Here is a 16987-nt window from a genome sequence, read left to right on the forward strand (position 1 = left end):
TTTTTTACCTTTCTTTACGTAACTTCTCATTTTTTGTGCTACCGAGCCGAAATTGTAACGACTATTAACTAAATTCTCATCGGCCGTCCTTCGCGAACGCACAATTGATGTAAAACTTAATTTCTTGTTAATTCGTGCTATTTGCTGGCTGAGCGCACTTATTATTTGTACGCGCACGGCGTGTTTGTACATGTTTACTGCGCCGCCCGCCGCCGATATTGTCCGTTGAAAAAGTCGCCTTTTCCCGGACAGTGGCGCTGGAAATTCAGTTATTACCCTTTATACTGCCCTATCGCCACAGAGCATGACCATGACGGGTTAAAGATATCAATGAGTCAGACTGAAACCACCGCCCCGAGCAAATTCTCCCTCCTCCCCGGGAGCATCACCCGTTTCTTTCTTCTTTTGATCGTTGTGCTGTTAGTGACCATGGGGGTGATGGTACAAAGCGCGGTTAATGCCTGGCTGAAGGACAAGAGCTATCAGGTCGTCGATATCACCCACGCCGTGCATAAGCGCATCGATACCTGGCGCTACGCCACTTGGCAGATTTACGACAATATTGCAGCTGCACCGGCCTCCTCATCCGGAGATGGACTTCAGGAGACACGGCTTAAGCAGGATGTCTATTACCTCGAAAAACCGCAGCGTAAGACTGAGGCGCTTATTTTTGGCTCTCACGACAGCGCGACGCTTGAGATGACGCAGCGTATTTCGACCTATCTGGATACCCTCTGGGGTGCCGAAACGGTGCCATGGTCGATGTACTATCTGAACGGTCAGGACAACAGCATGATCCTGATCTCAACGCTGCCGTTAAAAGATCTCTCTTCCGGGTTTAAAGAGACCACCGTGGGCAGCATCGTCGATTCCCGCCGGGCAGAGATGCTGCAGCAGGCGAACGCTCTTGATGAACGTGAGAGCTTCTCTTCCCTGCGCCGCCTGGCCTGGCAAAACGGTCATTATTTTACTCTGCGCACCACCTTCAACCAGCCAGGACATCTGGCGACGGTGGTCGCCTTCGATTTACCCATTAATGATTTAATCCCGCCGGACATGCCGCTCGATAGCTTCCGTCTGGAGCCCGACAGCAGCACCCAGAACATGCGTGCGGCGTCTGACAAAGAGGCCGCAGAGAGCGTATCGATCTCCTTTAACGGTTCAAAAATCGAAATTGCCTCATCCCTGAACTCGACCGGTATGCGTCTTGTGTGGCAGGTGCCGTTTGGTACGCTGTTGCTCGACACGCTGCAAAATATCCTGCTGCCTCTGCTGCTGAATATCGGTCTGCTGGCGCTGGCGCTGTTTGGCTACAGCACCTTCCGCTTCCAGTCGGGACGTCAGAGCGACGCCGCGGCGGTCCCGGCCGGTACCAGCAATGAGCTGCGCGTATTACGCGCGCTGAATGAAGAGATTGTTTCCGTGCTGCCGCTTGGGGTCTTAGTTCACGATCAGGAAGCAAATCGTACGGTAATGAGCAATAAAATTGCCGACCATCTGCTGCCGCATCTTAACCTGCAGAACATCACCACCATGGCGGATCAGCACCAGGGGGTGATTCAGGCCACCATCAACAATGAACTGTACGAGATCCGCCAGTTCCGCAGCCAGGTGGCTCCCCGCACGCAAATCTTCATCATCCGCGATCAGGATCGCGAAGTGCTGGTGAATAAAAAGCTCAAGCAGGCGCAAAGACTGTATGAGAAAAACCAGCAGGGGCGCGCCGCATTTATGCAGAACATTGGCGATGCCTTCAAGCAGCCGTTAAAAACGCTGGCGACCCAGGCGGCGGCGTTAAATACGTCAGAAAGCCACCAGCTTGCCTGTCAGGCCGACTCGCTGGTCAGAATGGTTGATGAGATCCAGCTGGCGAACATGCTGGAGAATGATTTCTGGAAGGGAACCCCCACCCTCTTCTCCATTCAGGATCTGATCGATGAAGTGGTTCCGGAAGTCCTGCCCGTGATTAAGCGCAAAGGTCTGCAGCTGCTGATCAATAACAATCTCCCGGCAAATGATGAACGCCACGGCGATCGTGAAGCACTGCGCCGCATACTGTTGATGATTATTCAGTACGCAGTGACCACCACGCAGATCGGCAAGATCACCCTCGAAGTCAGTACGGAGGAGTCGGCAGAAGACCGCCTGACGTTCCGCATTCTGGACACCGGGGAAGGCGTCACCACGAGTGAAATTGATAATCTGCACTTCCCGTTCCTGAATGACACGCAAAGCGATCGCTACGGCAAGGCAAATGCCCTTACCTTCTGGCTGTGCGATCAGCTGGCGCGTAAGCTCGGTGGCCATCTCAATATCAAGGCCCGTGAATCTCTCGGCACCCGCTATTCTCTGCACGTGAAAATGGCGGCCAATCCGCAGGAAGAAGATGAAGAACGTCTGCTGGATGATGTCGTGGTGATGGTCGATGTTACGTCGAACGAGATCCGCAATATCGTCGTTCGTCAGTTAGAAAACTGGGGTGCGGCCTGCATCACACCGGATGAAAGACTTGCAAGTCAAGAATTTGATCTGTTTTTAACTGATAATCCGTCTAATCTTACTGCCTCCGGCTTGCTTTTAAGCGATGATGAGTCAGGCGTGCGGAAAATCGGCCCTGGCCAGCTGCGCGTCAACTTTAATATAAGCAATGCGATGCAGGAAGCTGTACTACAACTAATAGAAGAGCAGCTGGCGCAGGAAGAGATAGCGGAATCACCGTTAGGCGGTAATGAAAATGCCGAGCTTCACGCCAGCGGATACTATTCACTCTTTGTTGATACAGTACCAGATGATGTTAAGCGGTTGTATACTGAGTCCGCTGCGAATGATTTTGCAGCGCTGGCACAGACAGCACACCGGCTTAAAGGGGTGTTTGCCATGCTTAATCTGGTTCCCGGCAAGCAGTTATGTGAAACGCTGGAACATCTAATTCGTGAGAAAGATGCCTCTGGCATTGAAAAATACATCAGCGACATTGACGCCTACGTCAAAAGCTTGCTGTAGCAAGGTAGCCTTATACATGAACAATATGAACGTAATTATTGCCGATGACCATCCGATTGTACTGTTCGGTATTCGCAAATCACTTGAACAGATCGAGTGGGTGAATGTAGTCGGTGAATTTGAAGACTCTACAGCACTGATCAATAACCTCCCAAAGCTTGATGCACACGTGCTCATTACCGATCTCTCCATGCCTGGAGACAAATACGGTGATGGGATCACGCTCATCAAATATATTAAACGTCACTTCCCGGATATCTCGATCATTGTTCTGACCATGAACAACAACCCGGCGATCCTGAGCGCGGTACTGGATCTGGACATCGAAGGGATTGTGCTGAAACAAGGCGCACCGACCGATCTGCCTAAAGCGCTTGCGGCGCTGCAGAAAGGCAAGAAGTTCACGCCTGAAAGCGTTTCTCGTCTGCTGGAAAAAATCAGCGCGGGTGGCTACGGTGACAAACGCCTGTCGCCGAAAGAGAGTGAAGTTCTGCGCCTGTTCGCAGAAGGTTTCCTGGTGACCGAGATTGCCAAGAAGCTGAACCGCAGTATTAAAACCATCAGCAGCCAGAAGAAATCAGCGATGATGAAGCTGGGCGTGGACAACGATATTGCTCTGCTGAACTATCTCTCCTCCGTCACGCTGAGCGCAACCGACAAGGATTAATCGCCGCTGTTTATGCCGGGTGGCGCTCGCGCTTACCCGGCCTACAGAACCCGCAGGCCCGCGCAAGCGCAGTGCCGCCGGGCAATTAAAAAGGCCCTTCCGGGCCTTTTTTATATCCGTGTTTTTCTCACGCGCTCCGCGTAAATCGACAATGTCTGCTTCAGCACGTCCAGCGTCACCGGTTTCGACAAACAGCTGTCCATGCCTGACTCCAGACAGCGCTGCTTCTCTTCCGCCAGCGCGTTCGCCGTTACGCCCACCACCGGCAGCGTCAGGCCAAGCTGTCGGATGCGCTGCGTCAGACGGTAGCCGTCCATGTTAGGCATGTTGACGTCGCTCAACACGATATCAATATGATTCTTACTCAGCACGTTCAGCGCATCCACGCCGTCATTGGCGGTTTTGCACTGGTAGCCCAGCGATCCAAGCTGGTCAGCCAGCAGGCGACGGTTAATCGGATGATCATCCACCACCAGAATCATCATATCGTCATTCACCGACGCCAGAGACTCCGGTGACGGCAGTCCGCCCGCACCGTCGCTCTCTTCCAGTTCCACTTTGTAGATGCGCGCCAGCAGGCTCAACAGCTCGTGCGGGGTGGCGACACTGTGTACCCATTCCCCTGGCGCACGCTCAACCGGGATACCGATGTGGCGACGGCAGAAGAGCACTGACCCTCTCCCCTGCCACGGCTGTTCCAGCATCTCGTCGGCGATCAGCACATCGTCCACATCCGGTGTTTGACCTTCATAGCGGCACACCCTCACGCCGCTGTGGGTAAGCAGTGCCGTCAGATAGTCATTCAGCGAGGCGTTATGCACCGCCAGCCAGCAGCGCTTATCGCTCAGCCCGTCTACCGTGGCTTTTGCCGGATACTGCGCCGAATAGAGCGGAATGCGGATGGTGAACTGGCTGCCCATGCCGGGCTCGGTATCCACGGAGATGTCGCCATCCATCATGCTGACGAGCTTCTCACAAATTGCCAGCCCCAGTCCGGTTCCCTGGAAGTTACGCTGCACGCCGGTACCGACCTGGAAGAACGGGTCGAACAGGCGAACCACTTCCTTCGCCGGGATGCCGACGCCCGTGTCGCGCACGCGAATGCTCAGGTAATCCCCCGCCCGGCAGACGTGCAGCACAATACAGCCGGTATCGGTGAATTTAATGGCGTTGCTGAGCAGGTTAGAGATGACCTGCTGCAGGCGCATCGGATCGCCGTGCAGCGTCAGCGGCACGTCCGGTTCGATAAAGCAGTAGAGCCCCAGCTGTTTACGCACCACCAGCGGGAGATAGTTGGCGCTGATATGGTTCATCACCTCGCGCGGCGAAAACTCGCGCGGCTCGATTTTCAGCTGCTCGGACTCGATTTTAGAGAAGTCGAGAATATCGCTGATGATCTTCAGCAACAGGCTGGAGGAGTTGTTCATCGCCGTCACCAGCCGGTCAACGCCTTTCGGCAATTCCTTGGTCTGCAGCAGATCGAGGTTACCGATAATCCCGTACAGCGGCGTACGCAGCTCGTGGCTGACGGTGGCAAGGAACATGGACTTCGACTGGCTGGCCTGCTCTGCCGCCTGCGCCATCTCCTGCAAGGACTCTTCCATCTTCACGCGCGCGGAGACATCCACCAGCACGCAAATCGCCACGTTTTCATTGCGATAGCGGGAATGCACAAAGCTGATCTGCAGGTTGGTGTGCGTACTGGTCAACACGTCGACAAAGTTAACCTGCTGACCGCAGATAATTTGCGTCAGCCTCTGCCGGTCTTCGTGCGTCAGCATGTTCAGGTAGTTATGTGCCAGTTCGTTACTCAGGATATTGGTCCCGTCCTGGGTACGCAGAATACAGATCCCCACCGGCGCCGAGGCAACAATCTTGCGGTTAAACTGCTCGTGTTCCTCCAGTCGCTGGGCGTCGCTTTCGGCAGGAATAAAGATTTTCCGCTCATACATGCGCGCCAGCGTGAACAGCGCGCCCCCGGCCAGCAGGTTGAGCAGAATTGCATTCATAATAAGAATGCGTATCCGCTCAAGCACCATATCCACCGGCAGCGAATAGACGATACTGAGCGACGAAGGCGGCAGGCTCTTCTTCAGCACCAGCTCGCGGAAACCTGAGGTATAGCCAAACCACGACCGCTCCTGCATCCAGTGCGGTTCGACGTTTAGACGGTTATCAGGCCCGGCAAGCGAGATCAGTTGATGACCGTTTTCATCCAGAATGGTCACGCCCATGGGCAGGCTGCCCGGGGTGAAGAAGTTTTCCATGCGAATGGTCTGCTCAATCCCCAGCAGCGCCTGCAGGCGATTGCCCAGATAAACCGGCGTCAGGGCGTAGAAATAGCCCACGCCCGGACGCGGGCCCTGGCTCACCCAGAAGATGTTATTGCCGCGCTCGTCCTGCGGTGCATTGCGGTATTTGACAATACGTTCATGCAGGCTTTTCAGCGCATCGTCACGCTCAACGGGCACGTCGCGCAGGCCAAAGTCAGCCATGCAGAGATTCTCGCTGCCAATCAGGAAGACGCGGTTCAGGTCATAGGCGGCGGAGAAATTGTCGCGCCAGTAGCGCATAAACCAGGCGAGCGATTCCAGAGAGCCGCGCCAGGTATTGCTCATGGTGGAGCAATCGGAATCCGGGAACAGCGGCTGGAAATCCGGGACTTCGGTTTTATCATCACGCCCGCGAAGCGCAAGGATACCGTTTTCCGCCGTCAGACGATTTTCGGCAATATACTTCAGCTCCTTCATCACGTCAGACGTTCGCTGAATGTAGCGCTGGGCCTGGTCGGAGCTTAAGTTAAACTCCTGGCGGATCTCCGCTTCTTTCTGGTGCAGGGCGTTAACGATGTAAAACACCGAGAACAGGGCTACCAGCAGCCAAAGCAGGAGCGCCAGCGCCCGAAACAGATAGCGAGAGACTTTCAGCGTAGTACGAAAGGAGACGAGGTATTTCAAGGGGGCGAGGCTCCGCCGTCGGGGTCAAAAGAATGTGGTTAAGGTAGCGGTAAACGCGCCAGGTCGCAACGTTGACTTATCTGCTTGTGCAAAAGAAAAGGGCCGGAATCCGGCCCTTTTTTGCATCAGGAGACATTACTCGTCAGCGTCATCCGCTACGTCATCGTCGGTGTCGGCTTCCGGCGCGATATCCTCATCGCCTTCCGCGACGCTACCATCGATGGAGTCGAGCTCTTCGTCATCCACCGGCTCGGCAACGCGCTGCAGACCCACCACGTTTTCATCTTCCGCTGTACGGATGAGGATCACGCCCTGGGTGTTACGACCCACCACGCTAATCTCAGACACGCGGGTACGCACCAGGGTACCGGCATCGGTGATCATCATGATCTGGTCCGCATCGTCCACCTGCACCGCGCCGACAACGGAACCGTTGCGCTCGGTCACCTTGATGGAGATTACGCCCTGCGTGCCGCGAGACTTGGTCGGGTATTCCCCTTCCGCCGTACGTTTACCGTAACCATTCTGCGTCACGGTCAGGATAGCCCCTTCACCGCGCGGAATAATCAGAGAAACAACGCTATCTTCGCCAGCCAGCTTGATACCACGCACGCCCGTCGCGGTACGGCCCATCGCACGAACGGCGTCTTCTTTGAAGCGCACCACTTTACCGGCAGCAGAGAAGAGCATCACTTCATCGGAACCGGAGGTCAGATCCACGCCAATCAGCTCGTCGCCTTCGTTCAGGTTCACGGCGATAATACCGGCAGAACGCGGACGGCTGAATTCGGTTAGCGCGGTTTTCTTCACTGTACCGCTGGCGGTCGCCATAAAGACGTTCACGCCCTCTTCGTACTCGCGTACCGGCAGGATAGCGGTGATACGTTCGTTCGCTTCCAGCGGCAGCAGGTTAACGATTGGACGACCACGCGCGCCACGGCTTGCTTCCGGCAACTGATAGACTTTCATCCAGTACAGACGGCCGCGGCTGGAGAAGCAGAGGATCGTGTCATGGGTGTTCGCCACGAGCAGGCGGTCAATGAAGTCTTCTTCTTTAATACGTGCTGCAGACTTACCTTTACCGCCACGACGCTGTGCTTCGTAGTCGGTTAACGGCTGATACTTCACGTAGCCCTGGTGAGACAGGGTCACAACAACGTCTTCCTGGTTGATCAGGTCTTCGATGTTGATGTCCGCGCTGTTGGCGGTGATTTCGGTGCGGCGCTCGTCACCGAACTGATCGCGGACCAGCTCCAGCTCTTCACGGATCACTTCCATCAGGCGCTCTGCGCTGCCCAGAATATGAAGCAGCTCAGCAATCTGTTCCAGCAGCTCTTTGTATTCGTCGAGCAGTTTTTCATGCTCAAGGCCGGTCAGTTTCTGCAGACGCAGATCCAGAATCGCCTGAGCCTGCTGTTCCGTCAGGTAGTACTGACCGTCACGCACGCCGAACTCAGGTTCCAGCCACTCAGGACGCGCTGCGTCATCACCCGCACGTTCCAGCATCGCGGCGACGTTGCCCAGATCCCATGGACGGGAAATCAGCGCAGTTTTCGCTTCCGCCGGGGTTGGCGCACGACGGATCAGTTCGATGATCGGGTCGATGTTGGCCAGCGCAACCGCCAGCGCTTCAAGGATGTGCGCACGGTCGCGCGCTTTGCGCAGTTCGAAGATAGTACGACGGGTCACCACTTCACGGCGGTGACGGACGAACGCACTCAGGATCTCTTTCAGGTTCATGATCTTCGGCTGACCATGGTGCAGTGCAACCATGTTGATACCGAAGGAGACCTGAAGCTGCGTCTGGGAGTACAGGTTATTCAGGACAACCTCACCCACTGCATCGCGTTTGATCTCAATCACGATGCGCATACCGTCTTTGTCAGACTCGTCACGCAGCGCGCTGATGCCTTCAACACGTTTTTCTTTTACCAGCTCGGCGATTTTTTCAATCAGACGCGCTTTGTTCACCTGATACGGGATCTCGTGAACAATGATAGTTTCACGGCCGGTTTTGGCGTCCGCTTCCACTTCGGCGCGGGCACGGATGTAAATCTTGCCGCGGCCGGTACGGTACGCTTCTTCAATACCGCGACGACCGTTGATGATCGCCGCCGTCGGGAAGTCCGGGCCCGGAATGTGTGTCATCAGCCCTTCAATGCTGATGTCTTCATCATCGATATAGGCCAGACAGCCGTTGATCACCTCAGTGATATTGTGCGGCGGAATGTTGGTTGCCATACCGACCGCGATGCCGGACGAACCGTTCACTAACAGGTTCGGGATCTTGGTGGGCATCACATCTGGGATGCGCTCGGTGCCGTCGTAGTTATCGACGAAATCAACGGTCTCTTTTTCCAGGTCGGCCATCAGCTCATGAGCGATTTTCGACATACGGATTTCCGTATAACGCATCGCTGCAGCGGAGTCGCCGTCGACTGAACCAAAGTTACCCTGGCCATCTACCAGCATGTAGCGCAAGGAGAATGGCTGCGCCATACGAACGATGGTGTCATAAACGGCGGTATCACCATGCGGGTGATATTTACCGATGACGTCACCGACGACGCGGGCAGATTTTTTATAGGCTTTATTCCAGTCATTGCCCAATACGTTCATGGCGTATAGTACGCGACGGTGTACCGGCTTCAGGCCATCGCGGACGTCCGGCAGCGCACGGCCAACAATGACCGACATCGCATAGTCCAGATAGGAGCTTTTCAGCTCTTCCTCGATGTTAACCGGTGTAATTTCTCTCGCAAGGTCGCTCATCTAACCGCTATCCCTCTACTGTATCCCGGATTCAAAGGTCGCAAATTATAACACAGCCGAGGTGATTGAGGTAAACCTATACGCTTTATTCACAGGGATTGCCTGATATACTCATTCGTCTTGCTAAATAAGGAGTAAAAGCGCCCATGAATGCCGAAAAATCCCCGGTGGCTCACAACGTTGACCACGAAGAGATTGCCAAATTTGAAGCGGTGGCGTCCCGCTGGTGGGATCTCGAAGGTGAGTTCAAACCGCTGCACCGTATTAACCCGCTGCGTCTGGGCTATATCGCGGAGCGTTCCGGCGGTCTGTTCGGTAAAAAAGTGCTCGATGTCGGCTGCGGCGGCGGTATCCTGGCGGAAAGCATGGCGCGCGAAGGGGCGAACGTCACGGGCCTGGATATGGGTTTTGAACCGCTGCAGGTTGCCCGTCTTCACGCGCTGGAGTCTGGCATACAGGTAGACTACGTGCAGGAAACCGTGGAAGAACATGCGGCAAAACATGCCCATCAGTACGATGTGGTGACCTGCATGGAGATGCTGGAGCACGTTCCCGATCCGCAGTCCGTGGTGCACGCCTGTGCAAAACTGGTGAAACCGGGCGGCCAGGTCTTCTTCTCAACCCTCAACCGCAACGCTAAAGCCTGGCTGATGGCCGTCGTCGGCGCGGAGTATGTGCTGCGCATGGTGCCGAAAGGCACGCACGACGTGAAGAAATTCATCAAGCCGGCGGAGCTGTTAAGCTGGGTTGACCAGACGTGGCTCAAGGAGCAGCACATCACCGGCCTGCACTACAATCCGCTGACCAATAAATTCAAACTCGCACCGGGCGTTGATGTTAACTATATGTTGCACACAACCGCCAAAAACGACTAACGTCATTCGTTATTCTTATAAAGATTGCGCGACATCATGTTGCGCAATTCTGACCTCCCGTTGAAGAAATCAGCACTCGATCAAATTTTGAATTTTTTTTCTTAATTATTGACATGTCTTCCAGGCCTTACGGTACGAGGACTTAGCCTTTTTTACCCTTTCACAACCTCAATTTAACGTCAAAATCAACCCTTGTGCTGAAAAGATTCGATACTAGAATACTCACCATATAGCGTTTTTCTTATCGCAAACCCCCTATATGTAGTATTTATCCACAGAGTTAGTCACAAGACGGTTCTGTGGATAAGCGGGGGATATTTTTTATTTCACGGACAGGTAAAACCCACATGAATCAGAGTCTGCTGGTGACAAAGCGCGACGGTACTACCGAGCGTATCAATCTGGACAAAATCCATCGAGTTCTCGACTGGGCAGCAGAAGGACTGAACAACGTATCTATCTCCCAGGTTGAACTGCGTTCTCATATTCAGTTCTACGACGGCATCAAAACGTCTGATATTCACGAAACCATCATCAAAGCGGCGGCGGACCTGATCTCCCGCGAAGCACCGGATTATCAGTACCTGGCTGCACGTCTGGCGATTTTCCACCTGCGTAAAAAAGCCTATGGCCAGTTTGAGCCGCCGAAGCTTTACGATCACGTGGTGAAAATGGTTGAGCTGGGCAAATACGACACGCATCTGCTGGAAGACTATACGGAAGAAGAGTTCGAGCAGATGAACGGGTTTATCGATCACTGGCGCGACATGAACTTCTCCTACGCGGCGGTGAAGCAGCTCGAAGGCAAATACCTGGTTCAGAACCGTGTAACCGGTGAGATCTACGAAAGCGCCCAGTTCCTCTACATTCTGGTGGCCGCCTGCCTGTTCTCAAACTACCCACGTGATACCCGTCTGGATTACGTGAAGCGTTTCTACGATGCGGTATCGACGTTCAAGATTTCTCTGCCGACGCCAATCATGTCTGGCGTGCGCACCCCTACCCGTCAGTTCAGCTCCTGCGTGCTGATCGAGTGTGGTGACAGCCTGGATTCCATCAACGCCACCTCCAGCGCCATTGTGAAATACGTTTCCCAGCGCGCCGGTATCGGCATCAACGCCGGCCGCATCCGTGCGCTGGGCAGCCCGATTCGCGGCGGTGAAGCGTTCCACACCGGCTGTATCCCGTTCTATAAGCACTTCCAGACGGCAGTAAAATCCTGCTCTCAGGGCGGCGTGCGCGGCGGTGCTGCGACCCTGTTCTACCCAATGTGGCACCTGGAAGTGGAAAGCCTGCTGGTTCTGAAGAACAACCGTGGTGTCGAAGGCAACCGCGTGCGTCACATGGACTACGGCGTGCAGATCAACAAGCTGATGTACACCCGTCTGCTGAAGGGCGAAGACATTACCTTGTTCAGCCCGTCCGACGTCCCGGGCCTGTACGACGCGTTCTTCGCCGATCAGGACGAGTTCGAGCGTCTGTACACCAAATACGAAAAAGACGACAGCATCCGCAAGCAGCGCGTGAAGGCGGTCGATCTGTTCTCCCTGATGATGCAGGAACGTGCCTCTACCGGCCGTATCTACATCCAGAACGTTGACCACTGCAACACCCACAGCCCGTTTGATCCGGTCGTTGCGCCAGTGCGCCAGTCTAACCTGTGCCTGGAGATCGCCCTGCCGACCAAACCGCTGGAAGACGTGAACGACGAAAACGGTGAAATTGCGCTGTGTACGCTGTCCGCATTCAACCTGGGCGCAATTAAGAGCCTGGACGAGCTGGAAGAGCTGGCCGTGCTGGCAGTTCGTGCCCTCGACGCTCTGCTGGACTACCAGGATTACCCAATCCCGGCAGCGAAACGCGGTGCGATGGGCCGCCGTACCCTGGGTATCGGCGTGATCAACTTCGCCTACTGGCTGGCGAAAAACGGCAAGCGTTACTCTGACGGCAGCGCTAATAACCTGACGCACCAGACGTTCGAAGCCATTCAGTACTACCTGATGAAAGCGTCCAACGAGCTGGCGAAAGAGCAAGGCGCGTGCCCGTGGTTCAACGAGACCACCTACGCGAAAGGCATTCTGCCGATCGACACCTACAAGAAAGACCTGGATGCGATTGTCAGCGAGCCGCTGCATCTCGACTGGGAAGGCCTGCGCGAGTCCATCAAAACGCACGGCCTGCGTAACTCCACGCTCTCTGCCCTGATGCCGTCTGAGACCTCTTCGCAGATCTCTAACGCCACCAACGGCATTGAGCCACCGCGTGGCCACGTCAGCATCAAAGCCTCGAAAGACGGCGTGCTGCGTCAGGTGGTGCCGGATTACGAGACGCTGGGTGACAACTACGAGCTGCTGTGGGAAATGCCAAACAACGACGGCTACCTGCAGCTGGTGGGTATCATGCAGAAGTTTATCGACCAGTCGATCTCTGCCAATACCAACTATGACCCGACGCGCTTCCCGTCAGGCAAGGTTCCGATGCAGCAACTGCTGAAAGACCTGCTCACCGCCTACAAATTTGGCGTGAAAACGCTGTACTATCACAACACCCGTGATGGTGCGGAAGACGCGCAGGACGACCTGGTTCCGTCAATTCAGGACGATGGCTGCGAAAGCGGCGCATGTAAGATCTAAGCACTTCGCCGGGTGGCGCTACGCTTACCCGGCCTACGGTTTTGTAGGCCCGGCAAACGCAGTGCCGCCGGGCAATAAAATCTCAACAGGACTCACCGCAATGGCATATACCACCTTTTCACAGACGAAAAACGACCAGCTCAAAGAGCCGATGTTCTTCGGCCAGCCGGTCAACGTGGCACGCTACGATCAGCAAAAATATGACATCTTCGAAAAGCTGATTGAAAAGCAACTCTCCTTCTTCTGGCGTCCGGAAGAAGTGGACGTCTCCCGCGACCGTATTGATTACCAGTCGCTGCCGGATCACGAAAAACATATCTTCATCAGCAACCTGAAGTACCAGACGCTGCTGGACTCCATTCAGGGCCGTAGCCCGAACGTGGCGCTGCTGCCGCTGATCTCGATTCCAGAGCTGGAAACCTGGGTGGAAACCTGGGCGTTCTCCGAGACGATCCACTCCCGCTCTTATACCCACATCATCCGCAACATCGTGAACGATCCGGCGGTGGTGTTTGACGATATCGTCACCAACGAGCAGATCCAGAAGCGCGCGGAAGGCATTGCCCATTACTACGACGAGCTGATCGAGATGACCAGCTACTGGCACCTGCTGGGCGAAGGCACCCACCACGTGGATGGCAAAACCATCACCGTAAACCTGCGTGCGCTGAAAAAGCAGCTGTATCTGTGCCTGATGAGCGTTAACGCGCTGGAAGCGATCCGCTTCTACGTGAGCTTCGCCTGCTCCTTCGCCTTTGCCGAGCGCAAGCTGATGGAAGGCAACGCCAAGATCATCCGTCTGATTGCCCGTGATGAAGCCCTGCACCTGACCGGTACCCAGCACATGCTGAACCTGCTGCGCAGCGGCACGGACGATCCTGAGATGGCGGCAATCGCCGAAGAGTGCAAGCAGGAGTGCTACGACCTGTTCGTGCTGGCGGCCCAGCAGGAGAAAGAGTGGGCAGACTACCTGTTCCGTGACGGCTCCATGATTGGCCTGAACAAAGACATCCTGTGCCAGTACGTGGAGTACATCACCAACATCCGCATGCAGGCGGTCGGTCTCGACCTGCCGTTCCAGACGCGCTCTAACCCTATCCCGTGGATCAACACCTGGCTGGTGTCCGATAACGTGCAGGTCGCGCCGCAGGAAGTGGAAGTGAGTTCTTATCTGGTCGGTCAGATTGATTCTGAAGTCAACACCGACGACCTGAGCGATTTCCAGCTCTGATGACGCGCGTCACGCTGAGCCTTTCGGGTACAGAAGTGCTGTGCCAGGAAGAGCACCCTTCCCTGCTGGTGGCGCTTGAAGCGCATCAGGTGGAGGTCGAGTACCAGTGTCGTGAAGGCTATTGCGGCTCGTGCCGCTGCCGTCTGGTCGCCGGCCAGGTGGACTGGCTGACCGAACCGCTGGCCTTCATCAACGAAGGGGAAATTTTGCCCTGCTGCTGCCGGGCAAAAGGCGATATCGAGATCGAGATGTGAGTGTGTCGGGTGGCGCTTCGCTTACCCGACCTACAAAACCGCAGTTCGTAGGCCGGGTAAGGCGCAGCCGCCACCCGGCAATTTCAGCGTTAATCCTTCAAAAAGCTCACCGCTTTATCCGGGAAATCCGTAAACAGGCCGTCCACGCCCGCCTGCTTATACAACACCTCATAAAGCTGATTCACATCCGTGGCATACGGCGGCAGCTGGTCTGCACGCACGGTGTACGGATGCACCTGCATCTTGCTGGCATGCGCCTCTTTCACCATCGCCGTCAGCTTCACGTGGCCCGGCGTTGAGCCTTCCGCCACCAGCATATGGTAATCCGGCCCAATGCCGTCGGCGTACTGCGCAATCTGCTTCATCGCGCCCGGCTTAAACATCCAGTCGTAGTTGTAGTTCACCCACGTCCCGTCCGGCTGCTTCTCCTGGGTTTCATTCCAGTCAGTGTAGGCAATCAGCTGCACCAGGTTGAGGTTCATGCCCATCTTCGGCTCCAGCTCGGTTTTGATGCGCTTCAGCTCGGCGGCATCAAAACACTGCAGGTAGACCTTGTCCTTCTTGCTGGTGTAGCCGTACTGTTTCAGCACCTCCAGCGTCTTCGCGGCAATGTCCTTCCCTTCCTGATGGTGGAACCACGGCGCTTTGATTTCCGGATAGATGCCGATGTTTTTACCGGTTGAGTGGTTCAGCCCCTGAACAAACTCAATCTCTTCCTGGAAGGTATGGATCCGGAAGTCAGATTTGCCCATCGGGAAACGTCCCGGATAGACCTGTACCTTCTTGCCGTTTTCAATCTCGAAGCCTTCGGTAAACTTCAGAGAGCGGATCTCCGCCAGCGTGAAGTCGATGGCATAGAAGCGGCCATCTTTACGGGCGCGGTCAGGGAAGCGCTCCGCCACGTCCGTCACGCGGTCAAGATAGTGATCGTGCAGGACGACCAACTGGTCGTCCTTCGTCATCACCAGATCCTGCTCCAGGTAATCCGCGCCCTGCGCATAGGCCATCGCTTTCGCCGGCAGCGTATGCTCCGGCAGATAGCCGCTCGCGCCGCGGTGGGCAATAACGATTTTATCCGCCGCCAGCGCGGACCCGGTCATCAGGCCCGCCAGCAGCAGGCCTGTCGCTAACTGAGTTAATTTCATCGCAAAGCTCCTTATTGACGACGCGCCAGCACTTCAGCGTGGTGACGTTTTTCTCCGATCATCACAACAATCAGCAGCAGTACCGCCAGCACGCTACCGCCGATCATCACCATAAAGCCGCCGTCCCAGCCGAAGAAGTCAACGGTGTAGCCCACAATGGCGCTCGCCGCGACCGAACCGCCGAGGTAGCCGAACAGGCCGGTAAAGCCCGCCGCCGTGCCCGCCGCTTTTTTCGGCGCCAGCTCCAGGGCATGCAGACCGATCAGCATCACCGGACCGTAAATCAGGAAGCCGATGACGATCATGCAGGCCATATCTACTGATGGGTTGCCCGGCGGGTTGAGCCAGTACACCACGGTCGCGATGGTCACCAGCGTCATAAAGAACACGCCCGTCGCACCGCGGTTACCTTTAAACACTTTGTCCGACATCCAGCCGCAAAGCAGCGTGCCTGGGATCCCGGCGTATTCATACAGGAAGTACGCCCAGGAGGATTTATCCAGCGCGAAGTGCTTCACCTCTTTCAGGTAGGTTGGCGACCAGTCGAGGATGCCGTAGCGCAGCAGGTAAACGAACACGTTCGCGACCGCGATGTACCACAGCAGCTTGTTCGGCAGCACGTACTTCATGAAGATCTGTTTTGCGGTCAGCTCTTCTTCATGTTCCTTGCTGTAATCATCCGGATAGTCGTTTTTGTACTCTTCAATCGGCGGCAGGCCGCAGGACTGCGGCGTATCGCGCATCAGGGCGAAGGCAATAATCGCCACCAGAATGGCGCCAAAGGCAGGCATGTAGAGCGCCGCGTGCCAGTCGTTGAACCAGGCCATCCCCAGCAGGAACAGCAGAGGCGGAATACCGCCGCCCACGTTATGGGCGCAGTTCCACACCGACACGATGCCGCCGCGCTCTTTCTGCGACCACCAGTGCACCATGGTACGCCCGCACGGCGGCCACCCCATCCCCTGGAACCAGCCGCAGAGGAACAGCAGCACGAACATGATGGCAATGCTGGAGGTTGCCCATGGTACAAAGCCCATAAACAGCATGACCGCGGCCGCCAGGATCAGACCGGCGGGCAGGAACACGCGCGGATTCGAGCGATCCGACACGGAGCCCATGATGAATTTGGAAAAACCGTAGGCGATAGAGATCCCCGACAGCGCGAACCCCAGATCGCCGCGGGAAAAGCCCTGCTCCACCAGATACGGCATGGCGAGCGCGAAGTTTTTACGTACAAGGTAGTACGCCGCGTACCCGAAGAAGATCCCCAGGAAGATTTGCCAACGCAGGCGGCGATAGAGCGGATCTATTTCTGCCTCTGGCAGACGCGCCCTGTGGGGCGCAGGTTTGAAGATACTGAGCATAACAGCCTCCGTGGCCTTGAAATGAATGAGCAGGTGGCTCGCACCTGAATTCCAGAGGCGGGGATGTTAAGAAATCACGGTGATTG

Annotated in this window: 10 protein-coding genes; 6 read left to right on the forward strand and 4 right to left on the reverse strand. The window is 55.7% G+C overall.

The window, feature by feature from the left end:
* Positions 1-330: 330 nt before the first annotated feature.
* Together rcsD and rcsB are read left to right on the forward strand one after the other, a co-directional pair.
* Entirely contained in the window at positions 331-3003 is a 2673-nt protein-coding gene (rcsD, locus tag LJA86_RS11265; RefSeq protein WP_063622157.1) for a phosphotransferase RcsD, read from the forward strand.
* 16 nt (positions 3004-3019) lie between these two features.
* Positions 3020-3670: a response regulator transcription factor RcsB gene (gene rcsB, locus LJA86_RS11270; protein WP_003859405.1), complete on the forward strand. Its 651-nt coding sequence runs from the start codon at positions 3020-3022 to the stop codon at positions 3668-3670.
* A gap of 110 nt (positions 3671-3780) precedes the next feature.
* On the opposite strand, the gene rcsC is transcribed toward rcsB, so the two are convergent.
* Together rcsC and gyrA are read right to left on the reverse strand one after the other, a co-directional pair.
* Complete coding sequence (gene rcsC, locus LJA86_RS11275; protein ID WP_048224202.1) at positions 3781-6627, reverse strand: two-component system sensor histidine kinase RcsC; 2847 nt, start codon at positions 6625-6627, stop codon at positions 3781-3783.
* A 135-nt stretch (positions 6628-6762) separates the two neighbouring features.
* Complete coding sequence (gene gyrA / locus LJA86_RS11280; RefSeq protein WP_048224205.1) at positions 6763-9399, reverse strand: DNA topoisomerase (ATP-hydrolyzing) subunit A; 2637 nt, start codon at positions 9397-9399, stop codon at positions 6763-6765.
* 146 nt (positions 9400-9545) lie between these two features.
* Here gyrA and ubiG point away from each other — a divergent pair, with 146 nt between their 5' ends.
* From ubiG to yfaE, 4 genes are all read left to right on the forward strand, one after another.
* Positions 9546-10274 carry a bifunctional 2-polyprenyl-6-hydroxyphenol methylase/3-demethylubiquinol 3-O-methyltransferase UbiG gene (ubiG, locus tag LJA86_RS11285; RefSeq protein WP_045908709.1) on the forward strand — a complete coding sequence of 243 codons (729 nt, stop codon included), beginning with the start codon at positions 9546-9548 and terminating at the stop codon, positions 10272-10274.
* A gap of 347 nt (positions 10275-10621) precedes the next feature.
* The gene (gene nrdA, locus LJA86_RS11290; protein WP_045908710.1) at positions 10622-12907 is read left to right on the forward strand and encodes a class 1a ribonucleoside-diphosphate reductase subunit alpha; all 2286 of its coding nucleotides are present in this window, start codon (positions 10622-10624) and stop codon (positions 12905-12907) included.
* Between the two features lie 100 nt (positions 12908-13007).
* Positions 13008-14138, forward strand: coding sequence for a class Ia ribonucleoside-diphosphate reductase subunit beta (nrdB, locus tag LJA86_RS11295; protein ID WP_045908711.1), 1131 nt, complete (start codon positions 13008-13010; stop codon positions 14136-14138).
* Positions 14138-14392, forward strand: a complete 255-nt coding sequence (yfaE, locus tag LJA86_RS11300) for a class I ribonucleotide reductase maintenance protein YfaE (protein ID WP_025757202.1) — start codon at positions 14138-14140, stop codon at positions 14390-14392. Before nrdB ends, yfaE begins: the two co-directional genes overlap by 1 nt.
* Before the next feature lie 89 nt (positions 14393-14481).
* On the opposite strand, the gene glpQ is transcribed toward yfaE, so the two are convergent.
* Together glpQ and glpT are read right to left on the reverse strand one after the other, a co-directional pair.
* Complete coding sequence (gene glpQ, locus LJA86_RS11305) at positions 14482-15537, reverse strand: glycerophosphodiester phosphodiesterase (RefSeq protein ID WP_048029690.1); 1056 nt, start codon at positions 15535-15537, stop codon at positions 14482-14484.
* Positions 15538-15548: 11 nt separating this feature from the next.
* Complete coding sequence (glpT, locus tag LJA86_RS11310) at positions 15549-16901, reverse strand: glycerol-3-phosphate transporter (protein ID WP_045354273.1); 1353 nt, start codon at positions 16899-16901, stop codon at positions 15549-15551.
* Positions 16902-16987 lie beyond the last annotated feature (86 nt).

This window comes from Enterobacter sp. TCD1-1, assembly GCF_020567405.1.
GTDB classification, from domain to species: domain Bacteria; phylum Pseudomonadota; class Gammaproteobacteria; order Enterobacterales; family Enterobacteriaceae; genus Enterobacter; species Enterobacter quasiroggenkampii.

What these genes read in the sequence shown, in the direction of transcription:
- glpQ (WP_048029690.1), bottom strand. Translation starts at nt 15,537, where the DNA reads ATGAAATTAACTCAGTTAGCGACAGGCCTGCTGCTGGCGGGCCTGATG.
- nrdA (WP_045908710.1), top strand. Translation starts at nt 10,622, where the DNA reads ATGAATCAGAGTCTGCTGGTGACAAAGCGCGACGGTACTACCGAGCGT.
- ubiG (WP_045908709.1), top strand. Translation starts at nt 9,546, where the DNA reads ATGAATGCCGAAAAATCCCCGGTGGCTCACAACGTTGACCACGAAGAG.
- glpT (WP_045354273.1), bottom strand. Translation starts at nt 16,901, where the DNA reads ATGCTCAGTATCTTCAAACCTGCGCCCCACAGGGCGCGTCTGCCAGAG.
- yfaE (WP_025757202.1), top strand. Translation starts at nt 14,138, where the DNA reads ATGACGCGCGTCACGCTGAGCCTTTCGGGTACAGAAGTGCTGTGCCAG.
- nrdB (WP_045908711.1), top strand. Translation starts at nt 13,008, where the DNA reads ATGGCATATACCACCTTTTCACAGACGAAAAACGACCAGCTCAAAGAG.
- rcsD (WP_063622157.1), top strand. Translation starts at nt 331, where the DNA reads ATGAGTCAGACTGAAACCACCGCCCCGAGCAAATTCTCCCTCCTCCCC.
- gyrA (WP_048224205.1), bottom strand. Translation starts at nt 9,399, where the DNA reads ATGAGCGACCTTGCGAGAGAAATTACACCGGTTAACATCGAGGAAGAG.
- rcsB (WP_003859405.1), top strand. Translation starts at nt 3,020, where the DNA reads ATGAACAATATGAACGTAATTATTGCCGATGACCATCCGATTGTACTG.